The organism is Pseudorhodobacter sp. MZDSW-24AT (genome assembly GCF_002794355.1).
GTDB lineage: Bacteria > Pseudomonadota > Alphaproteobacteria > Rhodobacterales > Rhodobacteraceae > Pseudotabrizicola.
Genome location: NZ_PGOI01000009.1, coordinates 221,399 through 237,197 on the forward strand (window position 1 = coordinate 221,399; position 15,799 = coordinate 237,197).

At 66.4% G+C, this 15,799-nt stretch carries 14 protein-coding genes and 1 tRNA gene; 7 read left to right on the top strand and 8 right to left on the bottom strand.

Features of this window, described 5'->3' with window-relative positions; all coding sequences use genetic code 11:
* Positions 1–148 precede the first annotated feature (148 nt).
* Positions 149–1,426 carry a tRNA (N(6)-L-threonylcarbamoyladenosine(37)-C(2))-methylthiotransferase MtaB gene (gene mtaB, locus CUR21_RS14300; RefSeq protein WP_100197734.1) on the bottom strand — a complete coding sequence of 426 codons (1,278 nt, stop codon included), beginning with the start codon at positions 1,424–1,426 and terminating at the stop codon, positions 149–151.
* A complete protein-coding gene (gene dapF, locus CUR21_RS14305; protein WP_100197735.1) occupies positions 1,423–2,271 on the bottom strand; it encodes a diaminopimelate epimerase in 849 nt (282 codons plus the stop codon). The genes mtaB and dapF overlap by 4 nt, the downstream gene beginning before the upstream one ends.
* 97 nt (positions 2,272–2,368) lie before the next feature.
* Between dapF and CUR21_RS14310 the strand changes: the two genes are divergently transcribed.
* A tRNA-Lys gene (locus CUR21_RS14310) sits at positions 2,369–2,444 on the top strand.
* A 312-nt stretch (positions 2,445–2,756) separates the two neighbouring features.
* Here the strand turns inward: CUR21_RS14310 and CUR21_RS14315 are convergent.
* The 6 genes from CUR21_RS14315 to CUR21_RS14340 form a co-directional block, all read right to left on the bottom strand.
* Positions 2,757–4,064 (bottom strand): TRAP transporter large permease, encoded by a 1,308-nt coding sequence (locus CUR21_RS14315; protein WP_100197736.1) that lies wholly within the window; start codon positions 4,062–4,064, stop codon positions 2,757–2,759.
* Complete coding sequence (locus tag CUR21_RS14320) at positions 4,061–4,567, bottom strand: TRAP transporter small permease (protein ID WP_100197737.1); 507 nt, start codon at positions 4,565–4,567, stop codon at positions 4,061–4,063. The genes CUR21_RS14315 and CUR21_RS14320 overlap by 4 nt, the downstream gene beginning before the upstream one ends.
* A gap of 63 nt (positions 4,568–4,630) precedes the next feature.
* Entirely contained in the window at positions 4,631–5,644 is a 1,014-nt protein-coding gene (gene dctP / locus CUR21_RS14325) for a TRAP transporter substrate-binding protein DctP (protein WP_100197738.1), read from the bottom strand.
* Positions 5,645–5,707: 63 nt separating this feature from the next.
* Positions 5,708–6,307, bottom strand: coding sequence for a 3-isopropylmalate dehydratase small subunit (gene leuD / locus CUR21_RS14330; protein ID WP_100197739.1), 600 nt, complete (start codon positions 6,305–6,307; stop codon positions 5,708–5,710).
* Positions 6,304–7,689, bottom strand: a complete 1,386-nt coding sequence (gene leuC, locus CUR21_RS14335) for a 3-isopropylmalate dehydratase large subunit (RefSeq protein WP_100197740.1) — start codon at positions 7,687–7,689, stop codon at positions 6,304–6,306. The genes leuD and leuC overlap by 4 nt, the downstream gene beginning before the upstream one ends.
* Positions 7,686–8,510 carry a GntR family transcriptional regulator gene (locus tag CUR21_RS14340; RefSeq protein WP_100197741.1) on the bottom strand — a complete coding sequence of 275 codons (825 nt, stop codon included), beginning with the start codon at positions 8,508–8,510 and terminating at the stop codon, positions 7,686–7,688. The genes leuC and CUR21_RS14340 overlap by 4 nt, the downstream gene beginning before the upstream one ends.
* A 146-nt stretch (positions 8,511–8,656) precedes the next feature.
* Here CUR21_RS14340 and CUR21_RS14345 point away from each other — a divergent pair, with 146 nt between their 5' ends.
* Genes CUR21_RS14345 through CUR21_RS14370 form a run of 6 tightly spaced genes read left to right on the top strand, consistent with a single transcriptional unit; the run spans position 8,657 to position 15,799 of the window.
* Entirely contained in the window at positions 8,657–9,217 is a 561-nt protein-coding gene (locus tag CUR21_RS14345) for a tautomerase family protein (RefSeq protein WP_100197742.1), read from the top strand.
* Entirely contained in the window at positions 9,214–10,899 is a 1,686-nt protein-coding gene (locus CUR21_RS14350) for a hydantoinase B/oxoprolinase family protein (RefSeq protein ID WP_100197743.1), read from the top strand. The genes CUR21_RS14345 and CUR21_RS14350 overlap by 4 nt, the downstream gene beginning before the upstream one ends.
* Positions 10,896–12,962 (top strand): hydantoinase/oxoprolinase family protein, encoded by a 2,067-nt coding sequence (locus CUR21_RS14355; RefSeq protein ID WP_100197744.1) that lies wholly within the window; start codon positions 10,896–10,898, stop codon positions 12,960–12,962. Before CUR21_RS14350 ends, CUR21_RS14355 begins: the two co-directional genes overlap by 4 nt.
* A complete protein-coding gene (locus CUR21_RS14360; protein WP_100197745.1) occupies positions 12,952–13,557 on the top strand; it encodes a cysteine hydrolase family protein in 606 nt (201 codons plus the stop codon). Before CUR21_RS14355 ends, CUR21_RS14360 begins: the two co-directional genes overlap by 11 nt.
* Positions 13,554–14,420, top strand: coding sequence for an oxaloacetate decarboxylase (locus tag CUR21_RS14365; protein ID WP_100197746.1), 867 nt, complete (start codon positions 13,554–13,556; stop codon positions 14,418–14,420). Before CUR21_RS14360 ends, CUR21_RS14365 begins: the two co-directional genes overlap by 4 nt.
* Entirely contained in the window at positions 14,417–15,799 is a 1,383-nt protein-coding gene (locus CUR21_RS14370; protein WP_100197747.1) for an FAD-dependent oxidoreductase, read from the top strand. Before CUR21_RS14365 ends, CUR21_RS14370 begins: the two co-directional genes overlap by 4 nt.

A 15,799-nucleotide genomic window follows, 5' to 3' on the forward strand; every position in this document is an offset into this window, starting at 1 on the left:
CCCTGTCTTGCAAAGCTATAGCGATATGTCTGCTATGTCGTCAATACTTGTCTTACAAGTTACCCAAGGCGCCAAAACCTGAAAGCCCGGCAATCATCCCGGCCCTTTCGGCTTGCACCTTTTCCAAATACTCCCGCGCGGAGCGCAGCTACCTTTGCACCCCGCGCGCCGTCAGGCGGCTCGTGCCAAAGCCCTCCACCCGCGCGGTGATGATCTGGCCTTCGGGCTGATCCGTGGTCAGGTCCACTTCGGTGAACTGCTCGGTGCGGCCCATGCGCGGGGATTCCATCAGGATGCGGTGGATCTGGCCTTGCTGCGCCGCCAGATGCGCCTGCAAGGCGGCGTCGCCCTTGGCGCGCAGCCGCGCGGCGCGGGCCTTGATCTCGGGGCCTTTCAGCTGCGGCATCCGCGCGGCAGGGGTGCCCTTGCGCGGGCTGAAGGGGAAGACGTGCAGGAAGGTCAACCCGCAGTCATCCACCAGCTTGAGGCTGTTGTCGAACATGGCTTCGGTCTCGGTCGGGAAGCCCGCGATGATATCGGCGCCGAACACGATGTCCGGGCGCAGGCGGCGGGCTTCCTCGCAAAAGGCGATGGCATCGTCGCGCAGGTGGCGGCGCTTCATCCGTTTCAGGATCATGTCGTCGCCCGCCTGCAAGGACAGGTGCAGATGCGGCATCAGGCGGGGTTCGCTGGCGATGGCCAGCATCAGGTTGTCATCGGCCTCGATGCTGTCGATCGACGAAATCCTGAGCCGCGCCAGATCGGGCACCAGCCGCAGAATGCGCATGACCAGATCGCCCAAGCGCGGCGTCGCGGGCAGATCCGCGCCCCAGGAGGTGAGGTCAACCCCGGTGAGCACCACCTCATGGAAGCCCCGGTCCACCAGCCGCTTGATCTGGTCGATCACCACCCCGGCCGGGACAGAGCGCGAATTGCCGCGCCCATAGGGGATGATGCAAAAGGTGCAGCGGTGGTCACAGCCGTTTTGCACCTGCACATAGGCGCGGTGGCGGCCAAAGCCGTCGATCAGATGCCCTGCGGTTTCGCGCACCGACATGATGTCATCGACCTGCACCTTTTCGGTCTGGCCCACGAAATCGGGGCCTGCGGGCGCGGCAAGGCCCGCCCAGGTGTCGGCCTGCATCTTTTCATGGTTGCCGATCACGCGGGTGACTTCGGCCATGGCGGCGAAGGTTTCCGGCTCGGTCTGCGCGGCGCAGCCTGTCACAATGACCGGCGCGCCCGGATTTTCGCGGGCAAGGCGGCGGATTTCCTGCTTGGCCTTGCGCACCGCCTCGGCGGTGACGGCGCAGGTGTTCACGATCACCGCGCCTTTCAGGCCCGCCGAGTCGGCCAGCTCGCGCATGGCTTCGGATTCATAGGCGTTCAGACGGCAGCCCAGCGTGGCGAAAACGGGGGCGTTCATGGGTGGGCTGCCAGAAAATCGGGGCTGAGCCAGCCGTCAAACACATGTGCGACCGGGCCGGTGAGCCAGACGCCATCGTCGCGCCAATCCACCTGCAACACGCCGCCATCCAGCGTCAGCGTGACCTGCCGCCCGGTCAGCCCGCGCAGATGGGCGGCGACGGCGGTGGCGCAAGCGCCCGACCCGCAGGCAAGGGTGATGCCGGTGCCGCGTTCCCACACCCGCATGCGCAGATGATCGGGCGCAAGGGCCGAGGCAAACTCTACATTGGTGCGCTGGGGATAGAGCGCGTCATGCTCATAGCGCGGGCCAAGCGCGGCCAGATCGACCGCTTCGGCATCGGCGACAAACAGCACGCAATGCGGGTTGCCCATGCCCACCGCCACCGGATCACCGGGCAGCGGCAGATGCAGCGGGTCCACCGCCTGCGACAGCGGCACCGCGGCCCAGTCCAGCTGCGGCGCGCCCATGTTCACCCAGACCTGCCCATCGGTCAGCCGCCGCGCGAACAGCGCCCCGCGCGCGGTGGTGAGCGACACCGCATCGCGGCCCAGCCCGCGCATCACCAGATCGGCGACGCAGCGGGTGGCATTGCCGCAGGCTCCGGCGCGGCTGCCATCGCTGTTCCAGAAATCCAGCGTGAAATCGCTGTCCGCCGCCGTGGCCGCGCGAATCTCGGCCAGCTGGTCAAAGCCGACGCCGCGGTTGCGGTCGCCCAAGGCGCGCGCCAAGGCGGGCGTGACCACGGCTTCGGCCCGCGCGCGCGAGTCGATCACCACGAAGTCATTGCCGGCGCCATGCATTTTCAGGAAGGGCAGGCCTTGGGGCGGGAATATTTGGGTCATGCGGGGCCATATACGCCCGATCCAAGATATTTGCCAGAGCCTGCATCTTTTGCCCTTGACCCCACCCGCCACTGACCTTAATCAGCGCCCAAGTTGTGGGCCGGTAGCTCAGTTGGTAGAGCAGCTGACTTTTAATCAGCGGGTCACAGGTTCGAATCCTGTCCGGCTCACCACAACTCCCTAAGGTCAGATCACCGCGCGGCGGGATCTTGGATGACACGCTGGCTTTCGTCGCACAGGCGGCGGGGCGCTGTTGACCTTGTGTTCCTGTCTTGCCGTTTCCCCCGGGTTTTGCCGCGCAGTGCCGCGCCTGCCCCGCTGCGCAACAGGGGGCGCGCAGGGAAGGGCACCGGTCTGGCGGGTGAGTCGCGGCGGCGGCATCGCAAGCGCCACGGGCGGAATGGCAAAGGGCGCGTGCCGCCTTTGCGACCGCGCCCTTTGCCTGTTTCAAGACGGACCCCCGCGCCGGTCCGGTGCTGGCGGGGCTAGAGCCCCGGCAACCAGAGCGCCAGCGGCGGGAAGACGATCAGCGTTGCCACCAACAGCAGCGTGCAGCCGATATAGGGCAAGGCTGCCATGTAGATGTCGCGCATCGTGGTGTCTGGCGGGGCGACCCCTTTCATCACGAACAAGAGCAGCCCGAACGGCGGCGAGGTGAAGCCGATCTCTAGCCCCAAGAGCACGATCAGCGCGAACCAGACCGGATCGAAGCCCAAGGAGGCCGCCAGCGGAAAGAAGACTGGCACGGTCAGCAGCATCATGGAAATCTGCTCCATGAACATCCCCAAGACCAGCAGCACCGCGAACATGGCCAGCAGCATCACGATGGGGGCAAGGTCGAAACTGGTGGCCCATTCGATCAGGCCACCCGAGGCCCCGGAAAATGCCAGAATCTGGCTGAAGGTGGCCGAGCCGAACACGATCAGATAGGCCATCAGGGTGACTTTCAGCGCCCCCACAACGGATTTGCGGATGGCCTCCCATGTCAGGCAGCGGAAGGCCGCGGCAACAAGGATGGCGCCCAAGGCCCCGAAGGCGGCGGCCTCGGACGGGGTGGCGATGCCAAACAGCATCATCAGCACGATCAAGGCCATCACGCCGACCAAGGGCACGACATCCAGCAGGATCAGACGCAGCTTTTCGCCCAGCGGTGTGGGTTCCACATCATAGGCGGGGGCGGCGTTGGGGTCGATCCGGGTCTGGATCCAGATGGTCGCGATGTAGAAACAGGCGAGCAGCAGACCGGGAATCACCCCCGCCATCAGAAGCGAGGAGATATCGACCTTTGCCATGGTGGCCAGAAGCACCGCCAAGGCCGAAGGCGGAATGATGATCGCAAGCCCGCCGGTGCCAAGGATAGGCCCGATCGACATGTGTTTCTTGTAGCCGCGCTTGTTCATCTCGGGCACCAGAAGCGAGCCAAGGAGCGCTGTGGCGCCCATCGAAGACCCTGACATGGTGGCAAAGCCGGTGCCGCCCAGCACGGTGACATAGCTCAGCCGCCCCGGAATGCGGCCGAGCAGACGGTCGATCGCATTGAACATCCGCGCGCCAAGGCCGGTGTGAAAGAAGATTTCGCCCATGAGCAGGAACAGCGGGATGGGCACCAAGGCATAGGAGGTCAGCGCGCCAAGGCCATTGTTCAGCATCTGGGTGACGCCACGCTCGCCCCCCATGAACACCCACGCGCCAAGGATATTGGCGGCGATGAAGGCCAGCGCCACCGGCATCCCGATCGCCATGAGAAACAGGATGGCGCCCAGCAAAAGGGCCAGAGATTCATACCACATCATTCGTGTATACCTGCCTCGCCCGTGTGCATGACCTCACGCCCGAACACAAAGCGGGCGAATTCCACTGTCATCAGGCCGAAACTCAAAGGGAATGCGATCGTCAGGAGCCAGCGGGGGAAATAGTAGGAGCGCACGTCGAAATCGCCGCGCGCCAGATTGGTCTGGACAAGCTGATAGCCCTTCCAGCCCAGATAGAGACAGATCAGCGCGCAGGCGGCCGCGACGACGCGGCTGAGGAGGATGCGGGCAGGGGCGGGCAGGGCGGCGGTGACCAGTTCGATGTGCACATGGCCGCGTTGCCGCACCAGCCAAGGCGCGCCCAGCATGGTGATGTAGAGCATGGCATATTCCGTCGAGGTGAACAGCCACGCAAAGGGCTGAACGCCGAAATTGCGCATGGCGACGGAGAGCGTCACCGCGACCATCAGCCAGACCAGCAGGATCGCCGCCGTCAGCGCCATGGCATCGACCAATCGGTCATAAAGTTTCGTGATTGCCTGCATCTGTCGCCCTTCTTTCACGGCAGGAAAACCGGCGGCACCCCCGTGGGCGCCGCCGTGAAAGCGTTACTCTGCAGCGGTTTGGGCGTAGAACTTCTCGATCAGCGCGTCGTAATTGGTGAGGCCCGCCGGGTGCTGTTCCATCTGTTCGCGCATCCGCTTGAAGGTCTCGTCGCGGGCGGCGGCCAGATAGCGGGCGGCGGCTTCGTCGCCAAGGGTGACGGCAGTCATGCCGCCGGCTTCAAGGCGGGCGAATTCGTCATCCCGCCGTGCGGTCTGGGCCGCGACACTGGCGGCTTCGTGGGCGATGGCCTGTTCGGTCAGAATGCGTTTCGAGTCTTCTGACAGGCTGTTCCACTTTTCCAGATTCACGATCACGCCGATGTCGGTGGAGAAGAACGAAGGTTCGACGCGGTATTTGACGAATTCGTTCCACTTCAGGTCGATCAGGCCGATCTGGGTCCAGCCGGTGGCATCCACCACGCCCTTTTCCAGCGCGCCATAGACTTCACCGGTGGGCAGGTCGATCACCTGTGCGCCGAGGTAGTTGGTGAAAAAGGCGTTGTAGACGGCGTTGCCGCGCAGCTTGACGCTCGACAGGTCCAGATCGCCATTGTCCTTGAACTTTGGCTCATTGGCCATCCACAGGTTGTAGGACACGCCGCTGTCGAACCAGCCGAGGTATTTCACCCCCATCTTTTCCTGATGAATGGCATCGATCAGATCGATCCCGCCATTCGCCCGTGCCTCGACAGCGGTGATGTTCGAGCCGACCAGCGCATCCTTTTCCGGCAAGGACCCGGCGTAGAAGCTGCCCGGCGTGTGGACCATGTCAACGATGCCGTCGCGCACCGCATCGGGTTGCTGCGGGGTGGGGATCGCCTCGGGGCCGCCACGAACCTCGATCTCGACCACGCCTTTGCCGGCCTCGTTCACCTTGGCGACAAAATCGAGAAAGCTTTGGGTGTAGATCAGGTTGGGGGAAAAGGCATGCACGGCCGTCAGCTTGTCTTGCGCCATGGCCGTTGTGGCCAAAAGCAGGCTTGCAAGGCTCAGTCCGGTCAGGTTCAGCAGTTTCATCGTTATCTCCCTGTTGATATGGGGTTGATCCCCGGTTTGTCCTGCGCCGCCTGCGGGGCGGTGTCAGTCTTTGGGCCAGACCCAAGGGGCATGGGCCCGTCTGCGGCTGGCAAAGGCGGTGATGGCTGCGGCATGCGATGCCGTCAGGTCGATGTCGTCCCAGCCGTTGATCAGCTTTTGTCGCCAGACCGGGTCCAGCGCAAAGGCGATGCTGTCCGGCCCAGATGTGATGGTCTGCGTGGCCAGATCGACGGTCATCTGGGCCGGACAGGCCGCAAGCAGGCGGTCGGCCTGATCTTCGGTGACGCGGGCGGGCAGCAGGCCGTTGTTGACGGCATTGGCCGCAAAGATATCGCCAAAGCTGGGGGCGATCACCACGCGGAACCCGGCATCCTGCAGCGCATAGACCGCCGCCTCCCGCGAGGAGCCGCCTCCGAAATTGCGCCGGGCGATCAGGATGCTGGCGTCCTGCGCTTCGGCTTGGTTCAAGGCAAAGTCGGGGCGCAGCACATCCCCGTCGCGGCGCAGATCATGCAGCAGGAAGCGGCCATAGCCTTCCTCACGCGGGGCCGACATGAAGCGCGCCGGGATCAGCTGGTCGGTGTCGATGTTTTCCAGCGGCAAGGCGACGGCGCGCCCGTGATGGGTGGTCCAGCCGGTCATGCGCGTCCCTCCAGCAAGGGGCGCACATCTGTGAGATGGCCGGTGACAGCGGCGGCGGCCACCATGGCGGGCGACATCAGATGTGTGCGCGCGCCGGGGCCTTGGCGGCCACGGAAATTGCGGTTGGTCGAAGAGGCGCAGCGCTGACCGGGCGCGACCAGATCGCCATTCATGCCCACACACATCGAGCAGCCCGACCCCACCCAATCCAGCCCTGCGGCCTTGAAGATCTGGTCCAGCCCCTCGGCCTCGGCCTGTGCCTTGACCAGAGCCGAACCGGGCGAGACCATTCCCGGCACCTTTGCCTGCCGTCCGGCCAGAACGGCGGCGGCGGCCCGCAGATCTTCGATCCGGGCATTGGTGCAGGAGCCGATGAAGACCTGATCCACCGCCACGCTGTCGAGCGGGCGACCCGCTGTCAGGCCCATGTAGTCGAGCGCGGCGGCAATGCGGCTGGCGCGCGCCGGATCGGACTCGCGGGCGGGATCGGGCAAGGTGGCGGTGATCGGCAAGGCCTCTTCGGGGCTGGTGCCCCATGTCACGATGGGGGCGACCTCGGCCATGTCCAGCGTCACTTCGCGGTCAAAGGCGACGTCGGGGTCCGAGGCCAGTCTGGCCCAATCCGCACAGGCCGCGTCGAAATCGGCAGGGGCAAAGGCCCGCCCGCGCAGCCAGTCGAAGGTGGTCTGATCGGGGGCGACCAGCCCGGTGCGGGCACCGCCTTCGATCGAGAGGTTGCACAGCGTCAGCCGCCCGGCAACCGACAGCGCGCGCACGGCGGGCCCGGCATATTCCACCGCGTGGCCGCGTGCGCCATCGGCCCCCAACCGGGCGATCCAGGCAAGCGCCATGTCCTTGGCCCCGATTCCCGGACCCGCGACACCGGTAAAGGTGATGCGCATCCGCGCCGGTTTGCGCTGCCAGATCGTCTGGGTTGCCAGCACATGCGCCACTTCGGTGGCGCCGATGCCGAAACCATAGGCTCCCAGCGCCCCATGGGTCGCGGTGTGGCTGTCACCACAGACCACGAGCATTCCGGGCAGGGTCAGCCCTTGTTCCGGCCCCATCACATGAACGATGCCTTGCGCCGGATGACCCAGCCCGAAAAGGCGGATGCCATGCGCGGAGGTGTTTTCATCCAAGGTCCGCACCATGCGGGCGATCGCCGGGTCTGCCACCGGTCCGCGCGTTGGCACATAGTGATCGGCCACGCCCACGGTCAGGCGCGGCTCTGCCACCGCCATGCCGCGCGCCGCCAGCGTGCGAAAGCCGTGATGGGAGCCTTCGTGCAGATAGTGCCGGTCCACCCACAGAAGGGCGGCTCCATCCTCGCGGGTCAGGATGACGTGATCGTCCCAAAGCTTGTCGAAGAGCGCCTTCATTCCGCCGCCCCCGGTGCCGGGTCTGGTCCCAGGTCCGTCAGGGGCACCAGCACGGGCTCCCATTGCCGGGCGCCTGCGTTGCCCACGCGGTTCAGCGTCATGTCCAGCCGGAACCGGTCAGGGCGGTAGAGCGCGGCCAGATGTTCCACGCCGCGCCCGGAGGCATCAAAGACCACGCGGGTCAGCGAGATCAGCGCCGCGCCCACCGACACATCCAGCGCTTCGGCCACGTCGGGGGTGGCAAGGCTGGCCGAGATGGACTGGCTGGCATGGTCAACCTGAATGCCCGCGCGTTCCAGCAGGCGGAACAGCGGTGTCGCGGCCAGATCGGTTTCCGAGAAATTCTGGGCGATGTCTTCGGGCACATGGGTGGTGAGATGCGAGAAGGGCGCGTCGTCCATCTTGCGCACCCGCACCGCGCGCTGCACGCGCCCGCCTTCGGGCAGACGCAAGGCCTCGGCCACAAGCGGGGGGGCCGGGACATAGGCATAGGCGAGCAGCCGCGCGGTCGTCTGCTGGCCCATCCGCACCAGTTGCGGCATCAGCGTGGCGAAATCGGCGGCAATCGCGGCGCGCTGGGACGAGGCGTCGGTCACGCGGGTGCCCGATCCGGGCCGCCGCTCGATCAGGCCTTCCTGTGCCAGCGCGTCCAGCGCGCGGCGGATGGTGACGCGGCTGACGCCATGCTGTTCGGCCAGCCGCATCTCACCCGGGAGCAGGGTGCCGCCCGCCAATTCGCCCCGCGTGATCTCGTCGCGCATCAGCAGATAAACCCGCTGCGCCTTGCTGCCTTCTGTGGATATCCGCGCTGCCTGCACCATGGTGACCTGCCCTTTCGAGTCAGGGATGTTATCCCCGGTCTGAAACAAAGCAACTAAAATGTCTGGTTCTCGCGCAATTAAATGTATTGTGCGGTTTGCAAAAGCAGTATTAAAAAAGATACAGGTTGAACTGCCGGAGTCGTGCCATGCCCATTGTCACAGTGCAGATCCTTGAAGGCTACGAAGGGGCGGTCAAAACCCGTCTGGGCCGTGCCGTGACCGATGCGGTGCGGTCGGTCGTGGCGGCGCCGCCAGAGGCGGTGACGGTGATTCTGGCGGAAATGCCTGCCGAAAACTATCTGCGCGGCGGCACGCATCGGGCGCCCGCGCCGCCTGTGGCCGACGCCGCGCAGGTGGTGCGCAGCTTTCTGACGGCGATGGAAGCGCGGGATCTGGCCGCGGCCCGCGACCACTTGGCGCCGGGTTTTGCCATGACCTTTCCGGGCGGGGTCCGCATGACCACGCTGGACGCGCTGATCGACTGGGCCCGGCCGCGCTACCGCTTTGTGAAAAAGACATATGAAAGGTTCGATGCCTTGGGGTCGTTGGTCTATTGCTTTGGCACGCTGCACGGGGAATGGCCCGATGGCACGGCCTTTTCCGGTATCCGTTTCATCGACCGGTTCGAATTGGAAGACGGGCGTCTGCTGCGGCAGGACGTCTGGAATGATATTGCCGAGGTTCAGGCCCGTGGAGGTGCGCAATGATTGATCCGATCACCCTTGCCGTGCTGGCTGGCCGCATGGAGCAGATTGCCGACGAGATGGATGCGACGCTGTTTCGTTCGGCCTTCAACCCGATCATCGCCGAGGCGCATGATGCCAGCCACGGTCTTTACCACGCGACGACCGGCGACACACTGGTGCAGGGCAAATCCGGCCTGCCGATTTTCGTGGGGGTGATGGCCTTTGCCGTCAAGGCGGTGATCGACAAGGCCGCGCGCGACGGAGACCTTGCCGAAGGCGATGTCTATATCTTCAACGATGCGCATATCGGCGGCACCCATCTGTCGGACATGCGGCTGGTGCGGCCCTATTTCCATCAAGGGCAATTGTTCTGTTATCTGGCCTCGGTCGGCCATTGGCATGACATGGGCGGCGCCGTGCCGGGCAATTACAATCCGCGCGCCACCGAGGTGTTCCAAGAGGCGTTCGTGCTGCCTCCGGTCAAGGTGATGCGGGCGGGGGTGGTGCAGCAGGATGTGATCGACATCATCCTGCGCAACACCCGCTTGCCCGCCTCGGCGCAAGGCGACTTGAACGGGCAGCTGAGCGCGCTGGATCTGGGCGTGCGGCGGATGGACGGGCTTTTGGCGGAATATGGCGGCGCCACGGTGCGCGCGGCGCTGGATGCGCTGTCGGACCGCGCCGAGGCGCTGATCCGGGCCGAGGTCGCGGCACTGCCCGATGGGCGCTGGGAGGCGACCGATTATCTGGACAATGACGGCATCACCGATGTCGCCTTGCCGATCACGGTGGCGCTGACGGTGGCGGGCGACCGTCTGACGCTGGATTTCACCGGGACGGCGGGGGCCACGGCGGGGCCGGTGAACATCTCGAAGGGCACCGCGATTGCGGCTGTTTATGTGGCGATCAAGCATATCTTTCCGGGTTTGCCCGCCAATGCCGGCGTGATGCGCCCGCTTGACATCGTGGTGCCCGAGCGGAGCCTGCTGGCGGCGGAATTCCCCGCGCCGACGGGCGGTTATACCGAGACGATCCTGCGGATGATCGATGTGATCTTCGCGGCCATGGCGCAGGCGGCTCCCGATCTGGTGGTGGCCAATGCCTATGGCACCATCAACGCGCTGTCCTTGGCGGGCTATCGCCGCGACGGGCGGCGGTGGGTGATGTTTTCCTTCTACGGCGGCGGGCATGGCGGCAGCCTTGCGGGCGACGGGCTGAATCATGGCAATGCGCCGATCTCGACCGCGACGATCCCGCCGGTGGAGATTCTTGAATCCGCCTATCCGGTGATGTTCCGGCAATGGGCGTTGCGGCCGGACAGTGGGGGCGCGGGCACCCAGCGCGGGGGCCTCGGCGCGGTCTATGAGATTGAACTGCTGGAAGACAGCGCCGAGGTCTTTCTGTTCGGCGAACGCGGCCGCCATGCGCCCAAAGGGGCGGCGGGGGGCGGCGACGCGGCCTTGAACCGGTTCAGCTATTCGCAAGGCGATGACTGGGCGACGCCTGCCATGGTGTCCAAGGGCACCGGCATGCGCTTGGCGCGGGGCGATGCGGTGCGTCTGGAGACACCGGGCGGCGGCGGCTATGGCCCGGCAAGCGCGCGCGATCCGGCGGCGGTGGCGCGCGACGTGGCCCTTGGTTTGGTGACGGAACAGGCGGCAGACGCGGCCTATGGCACAGCATGGCGGGAGAGCGTGGCATGAGCGGCACTACTTTGATCGGCGTTGATGTCGGCGGCACCTTCACCGACATCTTTGTTCTGGATGCGGCAACGGGCCGGGCCGAGGTGGCCAAGGTCCCCACCTCGCGTCCCGATCAGTCGGCGGGGTTCCTTGCAGGGATCGCGCAGCGGGTTTCGGATCTGGGCACGGTGGCGACCGTGGTTCACGGCACGACGGCAGGCACCAATGCGCTGCTGGAGCGCAAGGGCGCGCGCATCGGCATCATCACCACGGCGGGGTTCCGCGACGTGCTGGAGATGCGCCGCCGCGACCGGCCCCGGACATGGGGGCTGCGCGGCGATTTCACCCCGGTGGTGTCGCGCGATCTGCGGCTGGAGGTGGCAGAGCGCACCTTGGCCGATGGCACGGTGCACACGCCGGTAGACCTGAACGCCGTGCGCGCGGCAGGGCAAGCCTTGCTGGATCAAGGCTGTCTGGCGGTGGCGGTGCTGTTCGTCAACGCCTATGCCAACCCGGCCAATGAACAGGCGGCGGTGGCCGCGCTGCGCGAGATCTGGCCCAATCCGCATGTGGCCTCGTCTTCAGAGATCCTGCCCGAAATCCGCGAGTTTGAACGCTTTTCCACCACGGCGCTGAACGCCTATCTGCAACCCGAGGTGGCGGGCTACCTGAGCCGGCTGGAACAGGCGCTGAAGAGCAAGGGCTTTGGCGGCGAGTTCCTGATCGTGCAGTCGAACGGCGGTGTGATGGCGGTCGAGACCGCCTGCCGCCTGCCCGTGCGCACCGCGCTGTCGGGACCGGCGGCGGGGGTGATCGCGGCGGCCTATATCGCACAGACCGCCGGTTTCCCCGATATCATCACCGGCGACATGGGGGGCACCTCGTTTGACGTTGCGCTGATCGCGGGCGGACAGGCGGCGCTGGCCGCACAAACGGCGGTGGACTTTGGCATGGTCGTGCGGGTGCCGATGATCGAGATCACCACGATCGGCGCGGGCGGCGGCTCTATCGCTTGGGTGGACAAGGGCGGGCTGTTGAACATCGGGCCGGAATCCGCAGGCTCTGACCCCGGCCCGGTGGCTTATGCGCGCGGCAACACGCGGCCGACGGTGACGGATGCCAATATCGTGCTGGGCCGGATCGACCCCGACCGCCCCATCGGCGGTGGGCGGCTGGATGTGGCCGCCGCGCGGGCGGCGATTGATGCCCATGTGGGCGGGCCGCTGGGCCTTGGCACCGAAGAGGCCGCCGAGGCGATCATCCGGGTTGCCAATTCCCGCATGGCCGGGGCGATCCGGCTGGTCAGCATTGAACGCGGCCATGATCCGAAGCATTTCGCCTTCATGCCCTTTGGCGGGGGCGGCGCCTTGCACGCAGGCGCGATGCTGGCCGAAGTGGGCCTGTCGCGCGCCATCGTGCCGCGCTATCCCGGCGTCACCTCGGCCATGGGCTGCGTGATTGCCGACATGCGGGCCGATTTCGTGCAGACGGTCAACCAGCCGACCGCCGCCGCCGATGGCGCGGCGCTGGCCGCGCTGATCGAAGATCATCTGGCCGAGGGGCAGGGGATGCTGGCCGCCAGTGGCGGGGCCTTTGCCGCGCGGGTGGTCACGGTTGAACTGGACATGGCCTATGTTGGCCAGACCCATACGGTGTCTGTCCCCTTGCCGGTGACGATCCTGGCGCAGGACAAGGTGACACCGCCGACGCCAGACGCCATCACGGCGGCTTTCGAGGCGGCCTATCAGCGGGTCTTTGGCCGACTTTTGCCCGGCGGTGTCAGCCGCATCCTGAACCTGCGGACCGCCGTGATCGGGCAGCGGCCCAAGTTTGATCTGGCGACGCTGGCCCCCACGACCAGCGGTCCGGTGGTGCCTCGGGCCACGCGGCGGGTCCATCTGGGCGGGGCATGGTGCGACGCCGCCATTCATGACCGTCTGGCCTTGCCGGTGGGCACGGTGATCCGGGGGCCTGCGGTGCTGGAGCAGCCCGACACGACCATTCTTGTGGAACCGGGCCTGATCGGCACGGTAGACAGTTATGGCAATGTGATCCTGACACGGGAGGACGGCGATGACACTTGATCCTTGCAAGACCGCATTGCTGACCATCGATCTGCAAAACGACTTCCTGCACCCCGAGGGCGCCTATGGCCGTGCCGGGCAAACGGCGCCCGCCATCACCGCCTTGCCCGCCCGGATCGCGCCGGTGCGCGATGCGCTGCGGGCGGCGGGGGGCGTGTTCGTCTCGGCGCAGTTCACCTTGGTGCCGGGGCCGGATGGGCCGTTGATCGCCCCGCATCTGGCCAAGCTGCGCCCGTTTCTGACGACGGGCGACTTTGCCCCCGGTGGCTTTGGCCATGATCTGGTCGACAGTCTGAAGCCCGCAGATTTCACGGTGGAAAAGGTGGCCTATTCGGCCCTATACCAGACCCGGCTGGAGTATATTCTGCGCCATCTGGGGATCGATACGCTGATCGTGGGCGGCATTGTCACCAATGGCGGCGTTGCCTCGACGCTGCGCGATGCGCATCTGCGGGGCCTGCACACGATTGTGCTGACCGATGGCTGCGCCGCGTTCCGGGACGACGTGCATGACGCCACTTTGTTGTCTTTGGCTTCAGTCACCGAGCAGATGACCTGCGCCGAGGCTGTTGCTGTTTTGAAAGGTGCCGCATGACGCTGAAATCCCGCCTTGCAGAGCCGCAGATCCTGATTGCGCCCGGCGTTTATGATGGTCTGACCGCTGCGATTGCCGCCGATGCCGGGTTCGAGGCGCTGTATCTGTCTGGCGCCGCCGTGGCCTATACCCGGCTGGGGCGGCCTGACATCGGGCTGACCACCATGTCGGAAATGGCCGACACCATGGCGCTGATCCGCGACCGGGTGGCGCTGCCTGTCATCATCGATGCCGACACCGGCTTTGGCAATGCGCTGAACGCGCAGCGCACCATGCGCGCTTATGAGCGCGCGGGGGCCAGCGCTTTGCAGATCGAGGATCAGACCTATCCCAAGCGCTGCGGGCATCTGGCGGACAAGTCGCTGATTTCGACCGCCGAGATGGTGGGCAAAATCGCCGCCATGGCAGAGGCGCGCGCAAGCGAGCAGACATTGATCATCGCGCGTACCGATGCGATTGCGGTGGAAGGGTTCGCAGCGGCCATCGACCGCGCGGGCGCCTATCTGGACGCGGGCGCGGATGCCTTGTTCATCGAGGCGCCGCGCACGGGCGACGAGCTGGCGCAGGTGGCCCGCACCTTCCGGGACCGCGGGCCCTTGATGGCCAATATGGTGGAGGGGGGCGCGACCCCGATTCAGTCGGCGGCTGATTTGCAGGCGCTGGGCTTCCGTCTGGTAATCTTCCCCGGCGGGATCGTGCGCGCGCTGGCGCGGACGGCGGGGGATTATTACGCCAGCCTGAAGGCCCATGGGTCGAACACGCCTTTTGCCAATCGGATGTATGATTTCGACGGGCTGAATGACCGGATCGGCACGGCCGAGATGCTGGCCTTGGGCGGACGGTTCGACGGGACAGTGAAATGATCCTGCCGCCCGTGGCGCATGAGGCGCAGGTGCAAACGCTGATCGTGGGGGGCGGGGCCTGTGGGCTGATCGCGGCGCTCGCGGCGCATGAGGCGGGGCAAGAGGTGCTGGTGCTGGAGCGGGACGCGGTGCCCTCTGGGTCCACGGCCCTGTCGGCGGGGCTGATCCCGGCGGCAGGCACGCGCTGGCAAGCGGCAGAAGGCATCGCCGACAGCCCCGCGCAATTCGCCGCCGACATCGCGGCCAAGGCGCATCACGAAAATGATCCCGCGCTGGAGCGCGCCCTGACCGAAGGCGCGGCCGAGGCGCTGCATTGGCTGGCCGATCGGCATGGGTTGGACCTGTCCGTTGTCACGGATTTCACCTATCCCGGCCATTCGGCGCGCCGGATGCACGGCTTGCCCAGCCGCTCGGGCCGCGCGCTTGTCGATGCGCTGCGGGCGGCGACCGAAGCAAAGGGCATCGACATTCTGACCGAGGCGCAGGTCACCGCGCTCCATGCCGAAGGCGGGCTGGTGACGGGCGTGCAGATCACCCGGCCCGATGGCAGCACCGACAGCCTTGGCTGCGCGCGGCTGATCCTTGCCTGCAACGGCTTTGGCGGGAACAAGGCGATGGTGGCGCAGCACATGCCAGCCATCGCCGAGGCGCTGTATTTCGGCCATCCCGGCAATCAGGGCGAGGCGATGATCTGGGGCGCGGCGCTGGGGGCGGCGGTGCGCCATCCGGGGGCCTATCAGGGCCATGGCAATGTGGCGCATCCGCATGGCATCCTGATCAGCTGGGCCACGATCATGGAGGGGGGCTGTCAGGTCAACCTGCGGGGCGAACGGTTCTGGAATGAGGCGCAAGGCTATTCCGAGGCGGCGCAGGCGGTGCTGGCCCAGCCCGAGGGGCAGGCTTGGGCGATCTTCGACGCCCGTATCGCCGCCATCGCGGGCCAGTTTCAGGATTTCCGCGATGCCGAGGCGCAAGGGGCCGTCAAGACCGCCGCAACGGTCGCGGCGCTGGCAGAGGTGACGGGTCTGCCGCCCGAGCCGCTGGCCGAGACGCTGACGCGCTTTGCCGCGGCAAAGGCGGGCGCGCCCGATGCGTTTGGCCGGGATCTGCGCGGCGTCCCTGCCTTGACGCCCCCCTATGCCGCGGTGCGGGTGACGGGTGCGCTGTTTCACACGCAGGGCGGTCTGGTGACCGACGGGCAGGGCCGGGTGCTGACAGCGGCGGGCGTGCCCTTGGGCAACCTCTGGGCCGGGGGCGGTGCCGCCTGTGGCGTGTCGGGGTCGGGCGATGCGGGCTATCTGTCGGGCAACGGCCTTTTGGCGGCTGTCGTGCTTGGCTTTCGCGCGGGGCGGGCCGACGCCCCGGCGGCGGCATCCTGA